This is a genomic window from Acinetobacter sp. YH16053, from assembly GCF_013417035.1.
In the GTDB taxonomy this organism is placed as follows: Bacteria; Pseudomonadota; Gammaproteobacteria; order Pseudomonadales; family Moraxellaceae; genus Acinetobacter; species Acinetobacter towneri.
On record NZ_VPEP01000028.1, the window covers coordinates 1 to 22,828 of the forward strand.

The following is a 22,828-nucleotide window of genomic DNA, read 5'->3' on the forward strand; positions in this document are numbered from 1 at the left end:
ATGAAATACGGTATTCTGATGTGACAAAACCTGAATCCTGGTCGTTAAAGTGTTTGTTTGCACTCATATTTTAACTGTTAGGACTCAGGTTTTTTTATTTAAAGCAAACTATGGGACAGCAGTGGATAAGCCCTCTCTCTAACTCTCGCCTAAATAGAGCGCAAACCCTCTCTCCAACTCTCTCCCAGAGGGAGAGAGGACAATTGTTGATTCTTTTTAAATAGCAGCCAATACACTTACAGCAATGGGTGCAAGGATTGACAATACAAATCCACTGACCATGGCATGTGGAATAAAATCGTTGCCACAGGCTTGTTTTACCATGGGCAAAGTGACGTCCATGGCAGTTGCGCCTGCGGCAGAAATTGCAGCACGTGGATATCGCCATCCCAAAATATACATCAGCAATATCGCAAAAATCTCTCTGAATAAATCATTCATTAACGCAATACTACCCAATTCGGCATTGCGAAGTTCCGACACCACAATCCCGCTCATGGAATAAAATCCATAACCTTGTGAGAGCATAAGCAAATCTTGTAGAGCGATGGGGAGCCAAAGTGCGCAAAGTAGTACCCCTGCAACTGAACCGAAAATACAGCCTACGGGCACCATTAAAATTTTCCAATTCAGCCAAGAACGATCTAAAGGCGAATAAGCGAGATCGAGTCCAATCATCCACATAAACAGCAACAGTAAATACCAAGTGTTGATCTGAACTTGGAAATCCATAGCACTAAAAAGTAGATGCAGCACGTAGCCTGCCAAAAGGGCAAAAAAGGCATAACTGATGTTGATGCAGGATTGAATCAACAACTGTAATGAAACTTTGCCTTGCGTTGCTTGCAGCCCCAAACCTTTGTAAAGCAAATAACAACACAGAAAAGCACCAATTGATGTAGCAAATGCAATCTGTAAAGCTGTAGATAGAATATGCGATGGCTGCTGTAGTGAACCGAGCGTTTGTGAAAATTCCATCGCAATTGCAATTAGCAGGATATAGCTAAAATACGGCAGCAGTTGAAACGCAATTTTTTCGATTATTCGAGGGAGGCGTTTTGCCAGTACAAAGCCTAGACATAAACAGCAGAGTAATTGGAAAATCAGCCAAAGAGATTGCATGAGATCAACAGGTGGGAGATAGATAAAAACCTGTTGATTATGCCAGTTTGCTTTTAAAAGCGGAAATTTATCCACTGGAGCGTAAAACCTCGTGGTTCAGCACGAGGATATAAGCGACTAGAGTAAACCATATGAACGACACGAAATGTCGCTTTAAATACTTGTACTATAGTCACTATTAAGAAAAATACTGTTAAAATAATTGGATGAAGACACTCAAATTACGCATAAAAGACAAACATTGCAAGGTGCTAAATCAGTTAGCATCCGAAGTAAATTTTGTCTGGAATTATGTCAATGATTTGTGTTTTAAGCATCTACAACGTAAACAACAATTCTTTTCAGCATACGACTTTGCAAAATACACGAAAGGCACATCGAAAGAATGCAACCTGCACAGTCAAACTATTCAGGCAGTGACAGAAGAATTGGTCACAAGACGCAAGCAGTTCAAAAAAGCAAAACTAAAATGGCGTGTCAGTAATAAAAAATCAGCTAGACGTTCACTGGGTTGGATACCGTTTAAAAAGGTTGCAATCAAATATGCTGATGGCTATGTTCAATATGGCAAGCATCAATTTAAACTATGGGATAGTTACGGATTAAGTCAATACAATATCAAAACAGGCACATTCGTAGAAGATAGTCGTGGACGTTGGTATGTTTGTCTTGTAGTTGATGCAGTCAAAATAGAAAAAAACAACGCTAAAACCTCAATTGGCATAGATTTAGGTTTAAAAGATTTAGCGACTTGTTCAGATGGCGTAAAACTTAAAGCACCTCAAATCTATCCGCAATATGAACAAAAACTTGGTATTGCTCAACGTGCAAAAAATAAGAAACGTGTCAAAGCCATCCATGCCAAGATTAAAAATGTAAGACAAAACATGCTGCATCAATTCAGCCGAAAACTGGTGAATGAACATGTAGCCATCTTCGTTGGCAATGTGAATGCCAAAGCATTAGCACAAACCAGATTGGCTAAATCAGTGCTAGATGCCAGTTGGACAACACTAAGAACCATGCTCAAGTATAAATGCGAGAACGCAGGGGTATGTTATGAAGAAGTCAATGAAGCCTATACCACCCAAACTTGTTCGTGCTGTGGCTCACGCTCCAGTAGTCCGAAAGGTAGAGCAGGACTTGGAATAAGAGAGTGGCAGTGTGTGGAGTGCGGTACGCTCCATGATCGGGATGTAAATTCCGCACTGAATATTCTTGCGCTCGGACATGAGCGTCTAGCAGTAGGAATCTCCGTCCTTTAGATCGGGGAGGATGTCAAGCCGCTTTACTGATTAATCTGAAATCACTCGGATGCAGCGACTTGGTTTTTAGCCAATATTTCCAAGTATAGGTTGGCCAAAGTGCAAAGTTTTTTCCACCATCTTGTTGATACCAACTTACACAGCCAGATTGCCAAACCGTGTTATTTAGCATGTCTTGCACATCGTGGTTAAATTGATCTTGTACTTGATCTTTTACTACAATTGCATTGCTCTGTGATTGTGCCACCAAATCCATCATTTGCAGAATGTAATCGACTTGCGATTCGATCATAAAAATAACCGAGTTATGCGCCAAAACTGTATTTGGCCCAAGCAACTGAAACAGGTTCGGAAAACCTTTGTGGCTAATGCCGTAATAGCTTTCTGCGCCATCTTTCCATGCCTGTTTTAATTCAACGCCATGTTCACCAATGCAGCTAAATGGCTGTAGATAGATACGCGGATCGGTAATAAAGCCTGTGCCATAAATCAGACAATCAATTTTTCGCATTTTACCATCTTTGGTGATGATGCTGTCTGCAGTCAATTCCTGTATTGCATCAGTCACTAATTCGACGTTGTCACGGTTAAAAGTTGGGAAGTATTTATTGGACACTAAAATACGTTTACATCCCATAATGTAGTCAGGCGTGAGTTTTTGTGCCAATTGTTTGTCTTTGACCTGAAAACGAATTAAGGCTTCTGCCAGTTTTTGGGTATATTTCATCACGCTAGGTTGCATGATTGGAATTGCACGTGATTCATTCGACCAATACAAACGCGCACGATGCAACTTTCTAAACCAGTCTGCTTGTTTAAACAGTTTTTTCTCAATATTCAGATATTTGCGTTCATCTCGTGGAATGACCCATGCAGCTGTACGTTGCATGACATATAACTGTTTAACTTGAGGTGCAATTTCAGGAATGTATTGAATCGCGCTGCCGCCTGTGCCAATAGATGCCACAACTTTGCTATTTAAGTTGTATTGATGATCCCATTGAGACGAGTGAAAAACCTTGCCCTGAAACTTTTCAATGCCTTTAATGTGCGGGATTTGTGGCACATGCAGTGGGCCAGAAGCAAAGACTAAATATTGGCAACTCAATTGTCTGCTATCTTTTAACGCAACATGCCATACACAGCCTTTTTCATGGTATTCGGTATGCACCACTTCGCTGTTAAATTGGCAATATTCGCGCAGATTAAACTGTTGCACCACATCTTGAATATACTGAAAAATTTCTGGTGCTTCGGCATAGCGTTTTGACCAGTCAGTTTTGGGTGCAAATGACAATGAATACAGATGCGACTGCACATCACAAGCCGCGCCAGGGTATTGATTTTCACGCCAAGTACCACCCACTTCATTAGACTTTTCTAAAATCACAAAGTTATGAATGTTGCGTTGTAGCAAACGAATCGCCATGGCTAATCCACCAAAGCCTGCGCCAATAATTGCGACTTGATAATGAGCTGCTGCATCCTGCATGAAGACATCCTTATATTTATTTTGTTTGACTTGAGTTTGTTTGAGTCAGGATAGAATAAGCCAGCATGTGGTAACATGATCGTGCTGACATAAAAATTGATATTTTCGGCAATTTCTATCTGTGGGTGAATCAGGTAAAAAGGATATTCCATTTCGCGCTGTTCATTTTATGAAAAGATCTATACTTGGCTTGATGTATTTAATACAAGGCATGCGTAAAGCAGGCGTTGATGTCGATGCAAAATTGCAAAGTATCGGCTTGCGTGCAGACGCATTGGACACCAGTTCAATTATTCATCCGAGTTTGGAATGGGATATTCTCAAAGTCATTGGTGAAGATGTAGAGCCTGAAATGGGGCTGTTTATTGGACAGCATTATGCTTTGGCAGGTTATGGTCCTTTATTGATGTTATTGGTGACCAGTCCAGATATTGCCACTGCATTAGAAAAAGGGATTCAATATCAGGGATTGACGCATTTAAGCGGGAAACTAAGTTTACAACATAGCACGCGACATATTGCATTGTGTTATCAACCCAATGATTTACATAGTAGTTTAGGTGTATTGCGTGCGCAGTGTGAAATTTCAGGCACGTTCAAATTTATTCAAGACCTATATAAAATGATGGGGATGAGTGCGCCACGTATTCGCATAGAATTGCCATTTGCACAGCCGCAGCAAAGTGAAGTTTTGCAAACTTTTTATGATTATTACGGTCAAGATATTGTTTTTAATCAACCCCAAGCAGCGTTTTGGTTTGATGATGCAGTTCTCACAGCACGTATTCCATCTGCCGATGCAGTCACTTTTAGTAGTTATGAAGCCAAATGCGTGATTGAGTTAGAGCGACTTAAACTCGAAGATGATGCGCCTTCGGTGGTACAGCGCGTAAAAGATTATTTGGAATTACAACAAGGCAGTATGCCGAGCATGGCAGAAACAGCACATGCTTTGCAAATTCCTGAACGGACATTGCGCCATCAACTGCAACAATTGAACACTAGTTACAAACAAATTCGTGAAGATCTTATCAAAGATAAAGCATTGCGATTAATTGAATATCAGGAATATTCAATTGAAATGATTGCAGAGTTACTTGGTTATTCAGAGCCTGCGGCATTTAACCATGCCTTTAAGCGGTGGTTTGGACAAAGTCCACGCCAATATACAAAATAGCCTAAGTATTTTGCAAACTATGCCAAAGTGCTATATCTCGTGATTCGATCTTCGTTATAATCTATTTGCCCAAATAAGTACTGATGAATATGTCTGATTTTAATTCGCCACAAACCACAGCCTTTACTCCATTATCGCCTGCGGAGCGTTATGCACAAGCGTTAGCCTCTGGACAATTTATGCCAGATGATGCGCAGGCGCAGGCTGTACACGAACTTGAGCGTGTGTGGCAGGAATTAATTCAACGCTATAAAGCATCAAAAAAAGCGTTCCGCCGTTTCCGCCGCCAAACAGCACCACAGGGTGTTTATATGTGGGGTGGTGTAGGTCGTGGTAAAACATGGCTCATGGATCAGTTTTACGACTCGATTCCATTTAGACGTAAAACACGTATGCACTTTCACCACTTTATGCAGCATGTGCATCGTGAACTGAACAAACTTTCAGGGCAGCGTAACCCGCTCGATTCTGTTGCAGACCAAATTTATAAAGATGCAGTGGTGATTTGTTTCGATGAATTTTTCGTATCTAACGTGACTGATGCGATGATTCTGAGTGACTTGTTCCAAAAACTATTCCATCGTGGCATTACTTTGGTGGCAACATCTAACATCGCCCCAGACGGTTTATATAAAAATGGTATCCATCGAGATCGTTTTATTCCAACCATTGAAATGGTCAAAAAACATTGCCAAGTGCTAAATGTCGATGCTGGTGTAGATTATCGCTTACGTGTTTTGAAACAGGCGCAATTATTTAAATCGCCTTTAACGCATGATAATCAAAACTGGATGGCACAGCGTTTCAGTGCTTTGAGTAATACACAACATTATTCTTCTGAGCCAATTATTATCAACCAACGTATTGTTGAAACAATTGCGCATACTGAAGATGTGTTGTGGTGTGAATTTTCAGAACTGTGCTTTAAACCGCGTAGTCCTGCAGACTTTATTGAAATTGCCAACATCTACAACACGGTTTTGGTGAGCAATGTACCGCATTTAACAGACTTCTTGTCTGAAGGAACACGTCGTTTTATTTATTTGGTCGATGAATTTTATGATCGTGGTGTCAAGTTATTACTGACTTCTGAAGATTCGATTATTGAAATTTATCAGGGCGAAAAACTGGCATTTGAAATTGAACGCACACGTTCACGTTTATTGGAAATGCAGTCTGATGATTACTTAAATGAAGAACATCGACAGATACAGGCCACCGAAGCCAAACATCAAATCAGTTGATCTTTTAAGCGCCTAGAACTAGGCGCTTTTTTATGATAGAAAAGATGTGACTGTTGGTTTTATCGACATTTTGTCATAAACATGGCTTAATCTTGAAGGGTTGCAATAAGACTGACGCCGATTTTTACAACAAAATCTGAACTTAAGTCTAATTTCGACATTTCAAAAACTTTATACACTGTAAAAGTGTATTTAGATGAGTAATAGTGTCGTGTTTCTGATCAGGCTTTATGATGATTGTTGTCATTCATCTTGTAATAAATGATCGTTATTTTGAAATGTGATAATACTATTCAGCTAAATATAAATCAGTATACTAGAATCTCTTGTATAAAAAGTAGCAATATCAGGAAAGACAATGACTGCACGTATTCAAAAAGGCAAGTTAGCGATTGCTAAAGAACTTTACGATTTCATCGAAAATGAAGCATTACCAGGTTCTGGTTTGGACAGTGATACATACTGGAAAAACTTTGAGCAAGTCGTTGTCGATCTTAGCCCTAAGAACAAAACATTACTCGCAAAGCGTGATGAGCTTCAGGCTAAAATTGATGAATGGCACCGCAATAATACATTTGAATTAGAAGCTTACAAAGCTTTCTTGACTGAAATTGGCTACTTATTACCAGAAGTAGAAGATTTTCAAATTACCACCGAAAATGTTGATGAAGAAATCGCATTATTGGCTGGTCCACAGCTCGTAGTACCTGTACGTAACGCACGTTATTGCTTGAACGCAGCAAACGCACGTTGGGGTTCGTTATATGACGCACTTTACGGTTTTGACGTTATTTCTGAAGAAAATGGCGCAGAAAAAGGTAAAGGCTACAACCCAGTTCGTGGTGAAAAAGTAATTGCGTTCGCGAAAAACTTCTTAAATGAAACTTTCCCATTGGCGCAAGGTTCACATGCCGACGCGACTCAATATGCTGTAGAAGCAAACAAACTTGTTGTTCGCCTAAAAGATGGTTCTACAACAACTGTTGCGGATAGCTCTAAATTCGTTGGTTACAATGGCGAAGCTTCTGCACCAACTGAAATCGTACTGAAAAATAACGGCCTGCACGCAATCATCCAGATTGATGCAAACAGCCCAATTGGACAGACAGATGCAGCTGGCGTGAAAGATGTTGTGCTTGAAGCGGCTGTAACGACGATTCAAGACTTGGAAGACTCTGTTGCAGCAGTTGATGCTGAAGAAAAAGTTGAAGGCTACCGTAACTGGTTAGGCTTGATGAAAGGTACGCTTGAAGAGTCTATCGAGAAAAATGGCAAGACCATTACCCGTAAACTAAATGCTGACCGCACCTTCAAAAATGTTGAAGGCGGTGAGACCAAGGTTCATGGCCGTTCATTGATGCTGCTTCGTAACGTGGGTCACTTGATGACAAACCCGGCGATCCTTGTAGATGGCGAAGAAATTTATGAAGGCATCATGGATGCATTGGTCACTCCATTGCTTTCTGTGGCTGATATCCGTGGTGAGAACACGATCAAGAACTCACGTACCGGTTCTATGTATATCGTTAAGCCAAAAATGCACGGTCCAGAAGAAGTAGCATTTGCGGTTGAGCTGTTTGAACGTGCTGAACAAGCGCTTGGCTTACCTGCTAAAACCCTGAAAATCGGTATCATGGATGAAGAGCGTCGTACCTCTGTTAACCTGAAAAACTGTATTGCTCAGGCGAAAGACCGTACCATCTTTATTAACACCGGTTTCATGGATCGTACAGGTGATGAAATCCATACCTTCATGGAAGCAGGTCCATTTGTTCGTAAAGGCGAAATCAAAGGCCAAAAATGGTTCCCAGCTTACGAAAACCGTAACGTCATGGTAGGTCTACAAACAGGTCTACGTGGTAAAGCACAGATTGGTAAAGGCATGTGGCCAAAACCAGACATGCTGTTAGACATGTACAAAACCAAGACTGAACATCCTGAAGCAGGCGCAAGCTGTGCATGGGTTCCGTCTCCAACAGGTGCAGTGATTCACGCGATTCACTACCATCAAATTAATGTAGCAAACCGTCAGCAAGAATTGCTTGCAACTGAAGCATTGCCTTTAGATGATTTGTTAACTCCACCTCTTGCAACTGATACCAACTGGTCTGAAGAAGAGAAACTAAAAGAACTGGAAAATAACTGCCAAGGTATCTTGGGTTATGTCGTTCGTTGGGTTGATCTGGGTGTAGGTTGTTCTAAAGTTCCAGACATCAATGATGTGGGCCTGATGGAAGACCGTGCAACTTTACGTATTTCTTCTCAGCACGTTGCCAACTGGTTACGTCACGGAATTGTAACGCGTGAACAGGTTGAAGAAGTAATGCAGCGCATGGCGAAAATTGTAGATCAACAAAATGCTGATGATCCACTATACACGCCTATGTCTAACGACTTTGCTAATAACATTGCATTCCAAGCTGCATCTGACTTGATCTTCAAAGGTGGCGAGCAACCTTCTGGTTACACAGAGCCACTTTTACACGCAGCGCGTTTAAAGTTAAAAGGTTATACAGGTGATTAATCCTTTAGGATTTGATTTACTGATTGTGTAATACAAACAAATGAGCCTCTTCGGAGGCTTTTTTGTTGCCTGTATTTTGCTTATGGTTTTTTGAAAATTTTGCAGCTGAATAGTTACAGGATGTACTTGCTGCTAGAAAAACATCAAGCTGCGGAGTAGAGTGAAAGTCATATATAAAAAGTAGCGCAAGGACAAATACATGCCAGCATATCAAGATTTGAATCAACAATTTATTGGCGGCAAGTGGTCGGTTGGGACATCTACTAAAACCATTCCAAACTTGAATCCATATCATCAAACTACAATTTTTGAGATGCAGGGCGCCAGCGTGGTAGATGTTGATAGTGCCTATAGTACAGCGCAAAAAGCTTTTGATGAACAATTGATTCAATCCACAAGTCTGCGTCAATACATCATTAAGAACTTAGAGCAAGTCATTCAGCAACGACGCGAAGAAATTATCCAGTGGCTGATTGATGAGTCGGGCAGTACCCGTTTAAAAGCCAATATCGAAGTCGATGCTGCTTTAGGGATTATTCAAGAAGCTGCACAATTTCCCGAGCAAATGACCACGACGCAACTGGAAAGCAAAGATCCGAAAGTCCGTAGTGTTGTTTTGCGTAAACCTTTGGGTGTTATTGCTGTGATCAGTCCGTGGAATTTCCCTTTCCATTTGTCTATGCGTTCAGTGGTTACAGCGATTGCTTGTGGTAATAGTGTAGTGCTCAAACCTGCCAGTGATACGCCAGTCACAGGTGGAACTATACTCGGTAAACTGTTCGAAGAAGCAGACTTGCCTGCAGGCGTACTCAATGTGGTGGCGGGTGCGAGTCGTGAAATTGGTGATTACTTTGTTGAGCATGCAACTCCTAAAATGATTTCATTTACAGGCTCTACAGAAGTTGGACAGCATGTAGGGCAACTGGCCGTTGCGGGTGAGCATTTAAAACGTGTCGCCTTAGAACTCGGTGGCAATGCACCTTTAGTCATTTTGGATGATGCAGATATAGATTTGGCCGTAGAACTAACTGTGATGGGGCGCTTTTTGCATCAAGGTCAAATTTGCATGAGTACCAATCGGGTCATTGTCGATCAGTCTATTTATGCAGCCTATCTTGAAAAATTGTTAGCAAGTGTGTCGCAATTAGTAGTAGGTGATCCGAATAAAAATGACACCTTGATTGGGCCAATTATTAATGCAGAACAGGTGAAAAAGCATCAGCATATTATTCAAAAAGCACAGGCGCAGGGTGCAGAATTGGTTTATGCGGGCGGGGTTACGGGGAACTTAGTTGCACCACATGTTTTTGTGAATGTCGCTGCCGATTCAGAAATTGTACAAAATGAAAGTTTTGGACCTATTTTACCGATTCTCAAAGCAGCAGATACCGCACATGCCTTACAGTTAGCGAACGATACACGCTATGGTTTATCTGCTGCTGTATGCACTACAAATGTAGAACGCGGTGCAGAATTTGCAGCACAGTTTGATGTTGGAATGACACATATTAATGGTATTACCGTTGCCGATCATGCCAATGCACCGTTTGGTGGTGAGAAAAACTCAGGCTTAGGTCGTTTTAATGGGCGCTGGATATTTGAAGAATTTACCCGCACGCATTGGCTGACATTGCCAGCTTAACGGTAATTATTTGTCCTGCGTTTTGTTTGAGTAAGAAGGAATGCGTGGGTGCGCACTTACTGTTCATGATCAAAACGCATAATATAGTGCGTGTGTCTAATCATCCAATTTGTATATGTGTGCCAATTTTAAACCAATAAGCATAGCGCAATTATCTGCATTAGGTCTGCCTGAAATTCCGTTTGAATATGCTGAAGAAGCGTATCCAAATTCGAGTGTGCCACTATTGTTTAAGTCTGAACAAGGTTTAGAGTGGCGCTCGGTGAATTTTGGCTTGATTCCCAAATGGGCGGAAGACAGAAGTATTGCGCAAAAAACCTATAATTGCCGTAACGAAACTTTATTAGAAAAACCAAGTTTTAGTGAAGCTGCTTATAAGTGTAAATTTGGCGCGATTGTTGTGTCAGAATTTTATGAATTCAAATATATAGACAGTAAACCGCAGCGTTGGGGTGTACGTCGTAAAGATGGACAGGCCTTTTTTATTGCAGCACTGTATGAAATTTGCCGTTTAAAGGATGGGCAAGGCACGGAAGAAATTGTCCGTTCTGCGAGTATGATTACCATGGACGCAATTGATCACGCGATGATGAAGGAATTTCATGGGCCTGGGCCAGTCAAACGTTCTGTTATTGTTATTCCACATGCACGTTTAGATGAATGGCTAAGTTTGAAAACACCGAACATACACAGCTTTGTGCAGGGCTTTCCTTTAGACGAGTTTGAGTGTTCACATGTACCAAAAGCAAAGATCGAAAAAGTAAGCCCCCAGCTCAATTTTTTCGATCTTTAAGTACATCTTGTGCTTATATAGGATAAGAACAGATGTGGAACAATAACGTGATGTTTAGCGTGCTAAATTATTAAAAATATGACGTAAACTTTCCATCATTTTTTCAATTTGTAGTGGAGTTAAACCATCAAATGACTGCTCTAAAACAACGCTAGTCAGATCATTAATTTTGTTGGTCATCTCATTACCTTTTTCAGTAAGCACGACACGAGTGATACGCGCATCATCATCACAAGAATAAGTTTCAACCAAACCTTCATCTTTTAAACGATAAACAATTTTAGTTGTAGTTGACATTTTTGACACCACCATGTCTGACAAATCAGACACACTCGCATGTGCTTTTGACCTTAATGCCAATAAAATACGACGGCGAGAATTATCTAAACCATACTTTTTAAGTGCCTGATCGACATTCTGTACATATTGAGCATGTACTTGTGTGACCCAATAATACGGAAATTGTTCAATATCATATTGGTCGGCGGATGGTAGAAATTTTGAATATTTCTTGGACATTGCATATTCCCTGCATTGTTTTAATTGTATTTTTGATATTTCACATTTTATGTGAAAACTCATGTGCTTAGCAAGATGCTTTCAGTGGCTAAAATTTGGTTGAAATCTGACGAAATATGATGAATCTCGATTTAGAAGCTGGCTTTGAAATGGCTATTTTTCCAAGCGCGTAAGCATTTGTTTAAGTTCAATCCATATTCATGTGTCATATCAATTAATCCTATAGAATTGTTTTAGTTTGGATTAGTAGTGAGTTATCTGGTTTTATAAGTTGAATTATCAATTTAACCATCAACTTAGGCTGCATTTTAGTTAAAAAAATACATTTGTACACTTGGCTTATAGGTAAAAGTGCGGGTTATTGCGTTGAATTTTGCAAAAAAATTATAAGCTTTGGTCTAATCTTTTAACAATAGTTGTTTTTTATCAATATTTTAAGTTTAGATTAAAGTGTGGGTTGGCTTACAGTTGTAATCTATGACTAATGCGTCTAAAAATACATTACAATTCATTTGACATTTTTAATCCATTCTCACGGCTTTTGTTTGGCTGTCATCGCTCTAAAAAAATTAAGAATGTGAAAAATAAAGTAAAAACCATCTTATAGATCGTACTGTTTAGTTTTATTCAAAAAAATTAAAAATTTAATTACAAATGTTCAAGATTGTGCATAATTAAGCTATCTATTGCTAAAAAGGTTACTTTTATGGATCCGTCGCCGTGCGCAGGTCTACTTTATATTTCGATTTCTACTAACTATCTCGGAGCTATGAACTAATGGAGTTTTTATTAGATCCGGGAATATGGGTTGGTTTAATTACACTTATTATTCTAGAAATCGTATTAGGTATTGATAACCTAGTCTTTATTGCAATTCTTGCAGAAAAATTACCCCCAGAACAGCGTGATAAAGCCCGTGTGATTGGCTTATCTTTAGCGTTGTTTATGCGTTTAGGATTGTTATTTGCAATCTCTTGGTTGGTTACTTTAACCGAACCGTTAATTACCTTATTTGAAAAAACCTTTTCAGGGCGTGACCTCATTCTCTTGGGTGGCGGTTTGTTCCTCGTCTATAAGGCGGTAGGAGAGTTGCATGAGAAGATGGAAGGCAAACCCGAAGTCAAAGTCACGACCAATGTGGTTTATGCAAGTTTTGCCGCAGTTGTAGCACAAATTGTTGTTCTAGATGCAGTTTTCTCTTTAGACTCAGTCATTACCGCAATTGGCATGGTCGACAACATCTATGTGATGATGGTTGCCATGGTGGTTGCAATGTTGGTGATGTTACTTGCATCTAAGCCATTAACTGCTTTTGTGAACCGTCATCCAACAGTGGTGATTTTGTGTTTAAGCTTCTTACTATTAATTGGTATCAGCTTGATTGCAGAAGGTTTTGGCTTCCATATCCCTAAAGGTTATATCTATTCGGGTATTGGTGTTGCGATTGCTATTGAAGCGTTTAACCAATTTGGTCAGCGCAATGTTGCAAAACATGAAGCAAAAATTCCGTTACGTCACCGTACTGCAGATTCAATTTTAAAATTGATGGGGGGGCGAGTTGAAACCAGTAGCCCTGATTTGCATAACGAAGCGCAAGAAGCGTTTGCAGATGAAGAACGCTACATGATTGGTGGTGTCTTGACCTTGGCAGAGCGTTCAGTCGCATCAATTATGACGCCACGTAGCCAAATTTCATGGGTCGATATTGAAGATTCACCTGAACAAATCCGCGAACAGATTCTATCTGTACCACACAGCTTATTCCCAGTGTGTCGTGGTAGTTTAGATAAAGTCATTAGTATTGTACGTGCCAAAGAGTTGTTGGATGTATTGGACGAAGAAGAAGAGCTTAAAGCTTTAATTAAACGTCAGCGTCCAATTTACATTTTTGAAAAAATGAAAGTGATTGATGCGATCAATACGTTACGTACCTCTAAAGGTTCTTTGGTTTTAGTCAGCGATGAGTTTGGTAATGTTCAAGGTTTGATTTCACCGCTTGATGTGTTTGAAGCGATTGCAGGTGAATTCCCTGATGCAGACGAACAGTTAGATTTGGTTAAAACCAATGAAAACGAATGGAAAGCAACAGGTATGCTGGATTTATACCAGCTTGAACTTGAACTGGGTATGATGGATCTGATTGAAGAAGATGCAGGCTACATTAGCGTTGCAGGTTTGATTTTAGATAAAACCCAAGGTGAAGTTCAGGTCGGCACGCAGTTGGATTATCAAGGTGTGCACTTTGAAGTGACAGAACTTGATGGTAACCGTATTAAAACTGTGATGATTCGCTTACTCTAATTACTAAGCTTTGAATTAAATCACTCAAAAAGCTCTACCGAAATGGTGGAGCTTTTTTATGGTGTAATAAAAAGATTGTGATGTTTCATCCTGAAAATGTGTATCAGCGATAAGTCTGGATTTTAAAAGCTGAACATGAAATGTGGGATGGAATAGAAAAAAAGAAACAACCAAACAGGATTACAAATTTGGTTGCTTAAACAGGGAAAAGAAAAAGCGAGAAACTAAAACAAATGTTTAATTTGTATGTGACTTCGCCACTAAAAATTAAACTGCCAATTGATTTTCAATCACATTCCATAAATTTCGATGTGACTTTTTAAACATCGCCATATGCCCAATGGCTTTATGCTGATAACGCTTTGGTTTAAGTTCAATCATATTAGTCGATGCATGGGGATAGAGACGGAGTAAATCTTTCACATTGGCTTCGGTGGCAATCTTATCATCCGAACTCCAAATAGCAGTAATCGGGCAACGAATTTCATCGTGATAATGCTGTGAAACTGTTTTGCCTATAGCATTGATGACATAGCCGGGTTTGCTACAAAATTGTGCCCATTGTTGGGCCACATTTTTAGGTAGGTTTTCGCCCATGCCAATTGCATTGGTTGGGCCATAACCATGTGTGATTCTGGCAAGTGGAAAAATAACTTTAAACATCACAGGGGCAAGTAGGCGAGTACGACCTTTTAAACCTTTTGTGTGGCCTGTAGAGCCTGAAACAGCTACGACTTTTGCCACTTTATGATATTCAGGATTAATCCCCAGTAATTGTCCGCCTGCGCTGTGTCCCAATAAAACCACTTGTTCAGCTTGCGTTTTTTGCAGCAAAGTATTTACTGCTGCAGGAATATCTAACTGCCCCCAATCAACAATACTGGCTTCACATTGTTTCAATGGTTCGTGTAACGAATCACCAATACCACGAAAATCAAAACACAGCACAGCATAGCCTTGTTCATTTAGCCATGTGGCAAAAGCGTGATAAAAATTCTTGGTAATGCCTGTCGCGGGACAAATCAAGACGGGTAGACGCTGTGCTTGTGTATATTGATTTGGATAATAACGGGCAGCGAGGGCATAACCATCTGCACATATAATATTTAAGCTTTCAAATGTGCTCATAATGTTTTAAGGATGATGAGAATAAAGTTACTTTACACGAGTTCCAAAAAGAAACTTGTATTTATTCTGACTCTAAAGTCAAGCTTAGTAGTCTGCGAGTGTAGTTAAATAGCCACACGAAAAATAAAAGAGTGTTAAACATGGAAAGTTTATCTTTGGCAGTGCGCCTTGCGATTATTTTCAGTGGAATATTTTTGTGGGTGGGGATGCTTACAGGCGTGTGGAAATATTGGCAAATTCGTGCTTCTGCCCAAGCGCGTGCTCATTATTATGTGGATATCGCACATCGCAGTAGTTTGTTATATGCACCTGCAAGTTTAATTTTAGCGGTCTTGGCTTATTTTTGTATTTGGGATGCCACTGTAATTTTAATTTGTGTGATTCTAAATTTAGTATTTTTTAGCTTTTCTATTCTGAGTTATATCTTGCATGGATTGCTTAAAGATACCACTAATCAATTTAAACAACCGCATCAAATTGCAGCATGGACATTGCCAAGTTGGTGCATGAGTTTGGCGATGCTGTTATTGATTGTGGCTGAATTGGGTGGGACTAGTGTGTTATTGCTTGGCGCAATCTATGGATTGTTGTAATTCTAATTGCTCAGTTTAATTTTTTCTTGGTAGCCCGTAGAAGATTTTGAGATTTTTGCTGTAGATCAGGAATGATGATTAGAATCTACTTTTTGAGTTTGGCGGCAGAGGAGTGATCCATCTGCCGCAAAGTGAAAGCGAAAAAGCTAAAATGAGTGGGTGCTAGGGTAAGATTAATGAACTTCTACGTTTTTATGTTCACGAAACTTTTGGTCAATGGATGTCCAAATCGCAAAGGCTATACATACCAATAAGGCATATAAAAAATAGGTTGGTTTCAAGTTGCCTTGAATTGAGCCTTGGAGCAATAGGGTCAGCATCAGTGCAAAAGTGGTGCTTAAAAAAGTAACTAGATTTTGGTTAGCCTTCAGAGCGTTAATGAAGACTTGCGTATTGAAATGTGAAAACATCTCCATCCCTCCTTGTTATAAATCACTAAAATCAGAGCATTTCAGTCAGATTGGTTTTATTGTTCTACCTTGTTTAGCAAACTATTTCAAGTCCTTATAGTCATATTTTGATAAAAAACATCATTTTCATATGAAATACCACTATTTATTATCATTTATTTACAAAATAATAAAAAGTAGTGTGTTTTTTAAGCCATTTAAATACGATTTCAATCGTACTTGCATATTTTATGCCAGCTAATTTTGAGGGCGACTATACGACTTTAGCGTTAATTTGAGCTCTGCTTAAAATGGGTGAATGATTTATTTTGTTTTAGTTTTTTATTGAAAATATTTTAATTTCATTTGTTTATTTATACCAAATAATTATTTGGGTTGCTATTATCATGACTGATAAATTGCCTTAAAAAGAGGCAGTTTTAGCACATGAAACAATAAGTGCGGGTTTGGGTAAAACCTGACAATTATTGTCTAACTTAAATTCGTATTTGGATAAAACACGACTTTAATACAATACAGCTCGAAAATAGAGCATGACTTGAAAAAATAGCCGAGCTCGAAGTCCGTACTGGCTATTTTTTCATTCGATCATGAATTGCAGTGAATACAAAAATCAGTAATGCAGGAATCAACCAAGCGAGGTTTTGTTCACTCAGGGGAAAATTGGTCAGTGTGGTTGGCAAGAATCTAGCTAAGTCTGCGGCCTTCATTGCATCAATGATGCCAAAGAGCAATGCAACTGCGGCAGTAGGTGCAATCACGCGGGTTGGAATACGGAATAATCCCCAGAAAAAGCTGAGTAGAATGACCACAATTGCAGGTGGATAAATCGCGCTTAAAATAGGCACTGAAACTGCAATGAGTTTGGTGAGTCCAAGATTGGAAATAACAAAGGCAAAGCCGACTAAAATAAATACCCAACGGCGATAATGAATTTTAGTAATTTGCTCAAAATATCCAGCACATGCGCATGTCAGTCCAATTGCCGTAACCATGCAGGCAATAAAAATCATTGCAGCTAAAAATACCGAGCCAAATCCGCCAAAAGCATGTTGCACATAGGCATGTAAAATGACTGCACCATTACTGGCATTGGCGGCAACATCGTGACTGCCCATCCCCAGTTTAAATAGGCTTAGATAAACTAAAGTTAAACCGATCCCTGAAATTAAACTTGCCCATACCGCATAGCGGGTGATGAGTTTTTTATCAGTTACGCCACGTGAACGAATCGCATTAATAATCACAATCCCGAATACCAATGCACCTAAGGTATCCATAGTGAGATAACCGTTAATAAAGCCTTCAGATACAGGACTGTTCACATAATTGTGAATGGCAGGTGAAATTGTACCTGTCGGAATAATAAATGCAGTGATGCCTAAAATTAGTAATGACAGAATTTTAAGCGGGGAAAGTACATAGCCCACTGTATCTAAAATTTTGTGTGGATACAGTGAAACTAACATCACCAAGGCAAAATAGATGGCGCTATAAATGAATAAGGTGCTCGCGGAATCGCCAAAATAGGCAGAGAAACCAATTTCATAAGATACGGTAGCGGTACGTGGTGTGGCGAAAAGCGGGCCAACCGCTAAATAACAGACGACTGTTAAAATTAAGCTCGCGATTTTGCCTAAAGGCGAACTTAAAATTTGTATAGAACCTTCGACACGTGACAACGCCATAATGGTAATCACGGGTAAGCCAACTGCGGTAATGAGAAAACCGAGCGCAGCAAGCCAGACGTGTTCGCCCGCTTGCTGTGCCACGATAGGTGGGAAAATAATATTACCTGCACCAATAAACAGCGCAAAGGTCATAAAACCCAAGGCAATAATATCCCGTGTGCGTAAATTCGTCATGGGAGAGAAATAAGATGTAAACAAAAGAAAGCGATTTTAGTAGATCGAGCTATGATTTTCTAATTTATTTTATAGGTCATATGAATATTTTTTATGATATGTGTTTGTAGGCTATTTTAATCTTCACTATAAAAATTAAATAACTTACTGTTTATCTGATGTATTTTTGAAAAATGCTGATCCCACATAGTATAGATGGCTTATCTAGTATAAGTTTTGGTTGCTATTTTAAATGCGCAGTTCTTAAACAAAACTGTTGGTCGCATGACGATGGATACTTGTTTGGCAGCTTGAGCTGATTTTACAAGCCGAAAGGGTTAATAACTGCTAGTTGAAATCTACCTATTTCTATATTATTATATACAAAAGATCTCTTGCGAAAGTCGTTATTGCAAGTTCATCCAGTTTACCAGTGCAGCGATTAAGTTAATGCGTAAACCGAATCTTTTCCGTCTATTTCGATAGCGTTCACTTAGTATTCTAAATCTTTTCAATTGACTGTTAATGTGTTCGATTACAACTCGTATTTTTCCAATCATTTTATTGTAATTTTTCTCAGCATCAAATAAGGGTAAATTCTTCTTTTTCTTTATTGGCATCAATAATTTAAAGCCATCTTGCTCTAACCCATAGTACCCTAAATCGGTCATAACATAGTCACAATGTTTGAATTTCTTAACTGTTTTTCTTGCCAATTTAATATCATGCTGACTGCCAGACGATATATCTACTCCTATGATTTGTTTGCTCTTCGGATGATAGATCACTTGGGCTTTTAACGTATGTTTCTTCTTTTTACCACTGTAGAACTTACTCTGATTTTTTTTTCGGGCGTTCTATTAAACATTCTGTCGCATCAATAATTACCCAGTTAAATTGTTCGTCTGCTGTGGTAATGCTTCGTTTTGGCAGGGTAAAACGTCTTGATTTGATTAATGCATCTTCAACCTTTTTAATAGTTCGATTCACATTACTTTCAGCGATATGGTAATTTGCCGCCAATTCCAATTGGGTGTTGTAGCTCCGTAAGTAATTGAGTGTTAATAATAATTGATCCTCTATAGCTAAAGTATGAGGACGCCCTAATTTCTTTTTAAGTGATTCTGCTTCTTTTAAAACTTCGACCATTTCACTAAAAACTGCTCGAGGTACACCAACCAAGCGCTGGAATTCAGAATCTGAAAAACGATTTAATTTCTGATATTTCATGAAATCTATATTGAGGCAGTTTTTACTTTCGCAAGAGGTCTAAATGAGTAGATATGTTAGTATTGGCGTTGCAGCTAAAACACTGGGTGTTTCCATCCAAACCCTAAGAAGATGGGATGAGGAAGGCACTTTAGTCGCAGATAGAACCCCAAAAAATCACAGACGTTACGATCTAAGCAAGATCACACCTGAACTTATCCATGATCTATCAATTCAGAACAGCCGAAAAACTATTGCTTATGCAAGAGTATCTAGTCACGATCAAAAGGCTGATCTTGAGCGACAAAAACAAGTTTTGGAAATGTACTGTGCCAAGCAGGGATGGACATTTGAGATTATTAGTGATTTAGGCTCAGGGATGAATTATCACAAAAAAGGGCTTAAGGCTCTTTTGGATGGAATTATTAATAATGAAATTGGTCGATTGGTTTTAACCCACAAAGATCGATTATTACGTTTTGGTGCTGAATTGGTTTTTGCTTTATGTGAAGCTCGGAATGTTGAAATTGTAATTATTAATCAGGGTGAAAATTTGAGTTTTGAGGAGGAACTGTCTCAAGATGTCCTGGAAATTATCACTGTATTTTCAGCACGATTATATGGAAGCCGAAGTAAAAAGAACCAAAAGCTAATACAGGTGGTCAAAGAAGCACTATGAGTCGATTTATACGAGGGCATATCATTGAATTGATGCCCAATAATAAACAAGCAAGCCATTTTGCTCAGGCAAGTGGTGTTGCTCGTTTGTCATATAATTGGGCTTTAAGAGAGTGGCAGCGACAATACAAGGCTGATAAGGAATATCGAGATCAGTGTGAGTATTATGATGTTGCGGTGAATGAAATGCTTCTTAATAGACCTAAAGAGAGTAAATTAAGAAAGCACCTAAACACTTTTAAATTTGAAAAATATCCTTTCATGAAGAAAGTGACTAAGTGCGCACCACAGTTGGCGATTAAGCAGTTGGGTAGTGCTTTTGATAGATTTTTTAACGGCAAATCAGGATACCCCAAGCCAAGAAAAAAAGGCAAGGATGACCGTTTTTCATTATCAAATGATCAATTTAGCGTAAAGGGTCGGTCTATTAAAATCCCTAATTTGGGTTGGGTGAAAATGACTGAGAATCTGCGCTATAAGGGTAAAATTCTCTCGGCCAAAATATTTAAACAAGGTGGTAAGTGGTTTGTATCAATCGCTGTCGAACTCACCCAGATCGAAAAGCTTAAACCGAAAACAGGTTTAAGTATCGGTGTTGATTTGGGTGTCTCTAATCTTGCCACCCTTTCAAATGGTGAGGTTATTCCTTCTAACGCACCACTTAAAAGACAGCTTGCAAAACTAAGGCGACTCAACAAGTCTTTTAGTCGTAAGAAAAAAGGTAGTCAGAATCGAGAAAAAGCAAAAGCCAAGCTATCTCGCCTGCACTATAAAATTGCCTGTCTACGCAAGAATAATCTTCATCAAGTCACAACGGATTTGGTAACACGTTTTGATGTGATTGCGATTGAAGATTTGAATGTTAAAGGCATGTTGAGGAATCGTAAACTCGCAAGAGCTATATCCGATATGGGTTTTTATGAGTTTAAAAGGCAGTTGATTTATAAAGCCAAACAGCATGGAAAATCGGTACTTTCGGTTGGTCGATTCCTCCCAAGTAGTAAAATGTGTTCGTGCTGTGGTGAATTAAATCAATCTCTCACACTTTCTGCGCGAGAGTGGAAGTGCTTAGTTTGCCAAACCATCCAAAATCGTGATGTTAATGCATCAATTAATATCCTGCGATATGCGGATAAAGATTTAATCACTGCATAAGTGGTGATTAAGGCGGTGAGTTACACCGTGACAGCCTATGGAATTGAGGTAATCCCTAAAGCAAATGTTTTAGGTTCTTGATGGTGAAGTAGGAATTAAACATCAAACCCACATTGAGTAGGTTTGAGTAGGTTTTAAATAACGGCTATAATCTCAGGCTTCAGGTCAGGAGTTCATCATGCGCGCCCTTAAAGTCAGCATTAAATCAGAGCAAGATATTGAGAAATTACGCATTTCGGGGCGTTTGGCTGCTCAGGTGTTGCAGATGATTGGCGAGCATGTCAAACCCGGAGTCACGACAGAATACTTAGATGATTTGTGTCACGATTATATTGTAAATACCTTAAAAGTCATTCCTGCCAATGTGGGCTATCACGGTTATACCAAAACCACCTGTATTTCACCCAATGAAGTGGTCTGTCATGGTATTCCATCATCCAAAACCATTTTAAAAGATGGCGACATTATTAATATTGATGTGGCAGTGATTAAAGATGGTTTTTATGGTGATACCAGTCGTATGTACTATGTGGGTCAGGTGAAACCAGAAGCGAAAAAACTGGTCGATACCACTTATGAGGCGATGCGCGCAGGGATTCATGCGGTGAAACCGGGCGCGACTTTGGGCGATATTGGCTATGCCATTCAAAGTGTGGCGCATCGTGAAGGGTTTAGCATTGTGCGTGAATATTGCGGACATGGTATTGGGCAGGTGTATCACGAACAACCAAGTGTGCTGCATTATGGTCAGCCTGGACAAGGCTTGGTGGTTAAAAAAGGCATGGTATTTACCATTGAGCCAATGGTGAATGCGGGCAAAGCGCGTGTGAAAGAACTGAAAGATGGCTGGACGGTGGTGACGACAGATAAATCACTTTCTGCACAATGGGAACACATGGTTGCTGTGACTGATACAGGCTTTGAAGTGTTATCGCCGTGGCCAGAAGGTACGGGGAGTTATCCTGAAATTTAATGCACGAATGCTTTCAGGTTAAGACTGATAGATAAAACATCTTAGACTTTAGTTTTAAACTATTTGTTAAAAAATGAACAATCGCTATAATTGAAGTCAAAGATACTTGCTGTAGTTTCTTTGTTTTAGCTTTCTTATTTTAGATTGTAGTTTTCAAAGCTTATCTGTCTTAGATAAGCTTTTTTTTTGCTGTTTCGTATCTGAAATCAAAAGATCCTATGTGCGTAAGCGTCCGCTGAATCCCATACCAATTTTAATTCGATTTAGGTTTCCAGCAGTGTGGCAGTAACTCTTCAATCTGGGTCACTTTATGTGTCGGTAACCTTTTCAGCACATCACTTAAATAGGCATACGGATCCAAGCCATTCAGCTTTGCTGACTGGATTAAAGTCATGATGTTTGCCGCTCGCTGACCACTGCGCAGCGAACCTGCAAACAGCCAGTTCTTGCGTCCCAACGCCCAGGGACGCACCTGATTCTCTACCCAATTGTTGCATATCGGTAGATTGCCATCATCCAGATAGCGGCTTAAGGCTGGCCAACGCTTCAGAGTGTAATTGATAGCCTTGGCGGTAGGAGAACTCGATGGCACTGTCAGATGATGTTGGTTGAGCCATTCATATAGTTGTTGTATCACTGGTTGACTATGCTGTTGTCGGTATTCGCGGCGGTCTTCCGCTGTACCATCGGTCTTTTTCCTGAGTTCTGCTTCTATCGCATACAGTTTCTGAATCAGCACCAATGCCTGTTCAGCGACCT

The 22,828-nt window shown here is 39.6% G+C and carries 19 protein-coding genes; 11 read left to right on the forward strand and 8 right to left on the reverse strand.

What is annotated here, in order from left to right; all coding sequences use genetic code 11:
* Positions 1-216 precede the first annotated feature (216 nt).
* Entirely contained in the window at positions 217-1,122 is a 906-nt protein-coding gene (locus tag FTV43_RS13210; RefSeq protein ID WP_004976767.1) for a lysine exporter LysO family protein, read from the reverse strand.
* Positions 1,123-1,328: 206 nt separating this feature from the next.
* Here FTV43_RS13210 and FTV43_RS13215 point away from each other — a divergent pair, with 206 nt between their 5' ends.
* Positions 1,329-2,387, forward strand: coding sequence for an RNA-guided endonuclease TnpB family protein (locus tag FTV43_RS13215; protein ID WP_179995679.1), 1,059 nt, complete (start codon positions 1,329-1,331; stop codon positions 2,385-2,387).
* 13 nt (positions 2,388-2,400) lie between these two features.
* Here the strand turns inward: FTV43_RS13215 and FTV43_RS13220 are convergent, their stop codons facing one another.
* Positions 2,401-3,879, reverse strand: a complete 1,479-nt coding sequence (locus FTV43_RS13220; protein ID WP_179995680.1) for an NAD(P)/FAD-dependent oxidoreductase — start codon at positions 3,877-3,879, stop codon at positions 2,401-2,403.
* Positions 3,880-4,048: 169 nt separating this feature from the next.
* Here FTV43_RS13220 and FTV43_RS13225 point away from each other — a divergent pair, with 169 nt between their 5' ends.
* The 5 genes from FTV43_RS13225 (at position 4,049) to FTV43_RS13245 (ending at position 11,259) form a co-directional block, all read left to right on the forward strand.
* Positions 4,049-5,056, forward strand: a complete 1,008-nt coding sequence (locus FTV43_RS13225; protein WP_165492532.1) for an AraC family transcriptional regulator — start codon at positions 4,049-4,051, stop codon at positions 5,054-5,056.
* Positions 5,057-5,145: 89 nt separating this feature from the next.
* On the forward strand, positions 5,146-6,300 hold the full coding sequence (gene zapE, locus FTV43_RS13230; protein WP_004976758.1) for a cell division protein ZapE: 1,155 nt from the start codon (positions 5,146-5,148) through the stop codon (positions 6,298-6,300).
* A gap of 358 nt (positions 6,301-6,658) precedes the next feature.
* Positions 6,659-8,824 carry a malate synthase G gene (locus FTV43_RS13235; RefSeq protein ID WP_096901411.1) on the forward strand — a complete coding sequence of 722 codons (2,166 nt, stop codon included), beginning with the start codon at positions 6,659-6,661 and terminating at the stop codon, positions 8,822-8,824.
* A 199-nt stretch (positions 8,825-9,023) separates the two neighbouring features.
* Entirely contained in the window at positions 9,024-10,466 is a 1,443-nt protein-coding gene (locus tag FTV43_RS13240) for an aldehyde dehydrogenase family protein (protein WP_136144233.1), read from the forward strand.
* Positions 10,467-10,581: 115 nt separating this feature from the next.
* Entirely contained in the window at positions 10,582-11,259 is a 678-nt protein-coding gene (locus FTV43_RS13245; protein ID WP_179995681.1) for an SOS response-associated peptidase family protein, read from the forward strand.
* A 54-nt stretch (positions 11,260-11,313) separates the two neighbouring features.
* Here FTV43_RS13245 and FTV43_RS13250 read toward each other — a convergent pair whose 3' ends face one another.
* A complete protein-coding gene (locus FTV43_RS13250) occupies positions 11,314-11,778 on the reverse strand; it encodes a MarR family winged helix-turn-helix transcriptional regulator (protein ID WP_004976754.1) in 465 nt (154 codons plus the stop codon).
* Between the two features lie 777 nt (positions 11,779-12,555).
* Here FTV43_RS13250 and FTV43_RS13255 point away from each other — a divergent pair.
* A complete protein-coding gene (locus tag FTV43_RS13255; RefSeq protein ID WP_179993850.1) occupies positions 12,556-14,079 on the forward strand; it encodes a TerC family protein in 1,524 nt (507 codons plus the stop codon).
* A gap of 267 nt (positions 14,080-14,346) precedes the next feature.
* Here the strand turns inward: FTV43_RS13255 and FTV43_RS13260 are convergent, their stop codons facing one another.
* The gene (locus FTV43_RS13260) at positions 14,347-15,207 is read right to left on the reverse strand and encodes an alpha/beta fold hydrolase (RefSeq protein ID WP_179995682.1); all 861 of its coding nucleotides are present in this window, start codon (positions 15,205-15,207) and stop codon (positions 14,347-14,349) included.
* A 140-nt stretch (positions 15,208-15,347) separates the two neighbouring features.
* On the opposite strand from FTV43_RS13260, the gene FTV43_RS13265 reads away from it, so the two are divergent.
* Positions 15,348-15,800, forward strand: a complete 453-nt coding sequence (locus FTV43_RS13265) for a hypothetical protein (RefSeq protein ID WP_004976749.1) — start codon at positions 15,348-15,350, stop codon at positions 15,798-15,800.
* Positions 15,801-15,973: 173 nt separating this feature from the next.
* On the opposite strand, the gene FTV43_RS13270 is transcribed toward FTV43_RS13265, so the two are convergent.
* The 3 genes from FTV43_RS13270 to FTV43_RS13280 all read right to left on the reverse strand — a co-directional run bounded on the left by FTV43_RS13270 (position 15,974) and on the right by FTV43_RS13280 (position 19,284).
* Positions 15,974-16,210, reverse strand: a complete 237-nt coding sequence (locus FTV43_RS13270; RefSeq protein WP_004976747.1) for a hypothetical protein — start codon at positions 16,208-16,210, stop codon at positions 15,974-15,976.
* Between the two features lie 572 nt (positions 16,211-16,782).
* The gene (gene brnQ, locus FTV43_RS13275; RefSeq protein ID WP_179995683.1) at positions 16,783-18,075 is read right to left on the reverse strand and encodes a branched-chain amino acid transport system II carrier protein; all 1,293 of its coding nucleotides are present in this window, start codon (positions 18,073-18,075) and stop codon (positions 16,783-16,785) included.
* 386 nt (positions 18,076-18,461) lie between these two features.
* A protein-coding gene (locus FTV43_RS13280; protein ID WP_179995684.1) for an IS5 family transposase occupies positions 18,462-19,284 on the reverse strand; the annotation gives its coding sequence in 2 pieces (ribosomal slippage) (positions 18,462-18,902 and positions 18,904-19,284; 822 coding nt in all).
* A 43-nt stretch (positions 19,285-19,327) separates the two neighbouring features.
* Between FTV43_RS13280 and FTV43_RS13285 the strand changes: the two genes are divergently transcribed.
* The 3 genes from FTV43_RS13285 to map all read left to right on the forward strand — a co-directional run bounded on the left by FTV43_RS13285 (position 19,328) and on the right by map (position 22,069).
* Positions 19,328-19,942 (forward strand): IS607 family transposase, encoded by a 615-nt coding sequence (locus FTV43_RS13285; RefSeq protein ID WP_004976741.1) that lies wholly within the window; start codon positions 19,328-19,330, stop codon positions 19,940-19,942.
* On the forward strand, positions 19,939-21,096 hold the full coding sequence (locus FTV43_RS13290) for an RNA-guided endonuclease TnpB family protein (RefSeq protein WP_179995685.1): 1,158 nt from the start codon (positions 19,939-19,941) through the stop codon (positions 21,094-21,096). Before FTV43_RS13285 ends, FTV43_RS13290 begins: the two co-directional genes overlap by 4 nt.
* 178 nt (positions 21,097-21,274) lie before the next feature.
* Positions 21,275-22,069 (forward strand): type I methionyl aminopeptidase, encoded by a 795-nt coding sequence (map, locus tag FTV43_RS13295; RefSeq protein ID WP_179995686.1) that lies wholly within the window; start codon positions 21,275-21,277, stop codon positions 22,067-22,069.
* 253 nt (positions 22,070-22,322) lie between these two features.
* Here the strand turns inward: map and FTV43_RS13300 are convergent.
* The coding region (locus FTV43_RS13300) for a transposase (protein ID WP_179995687.1) at positions 22,323-22,828 on the reverse strand (506 nt) is incomplete at its 5' end.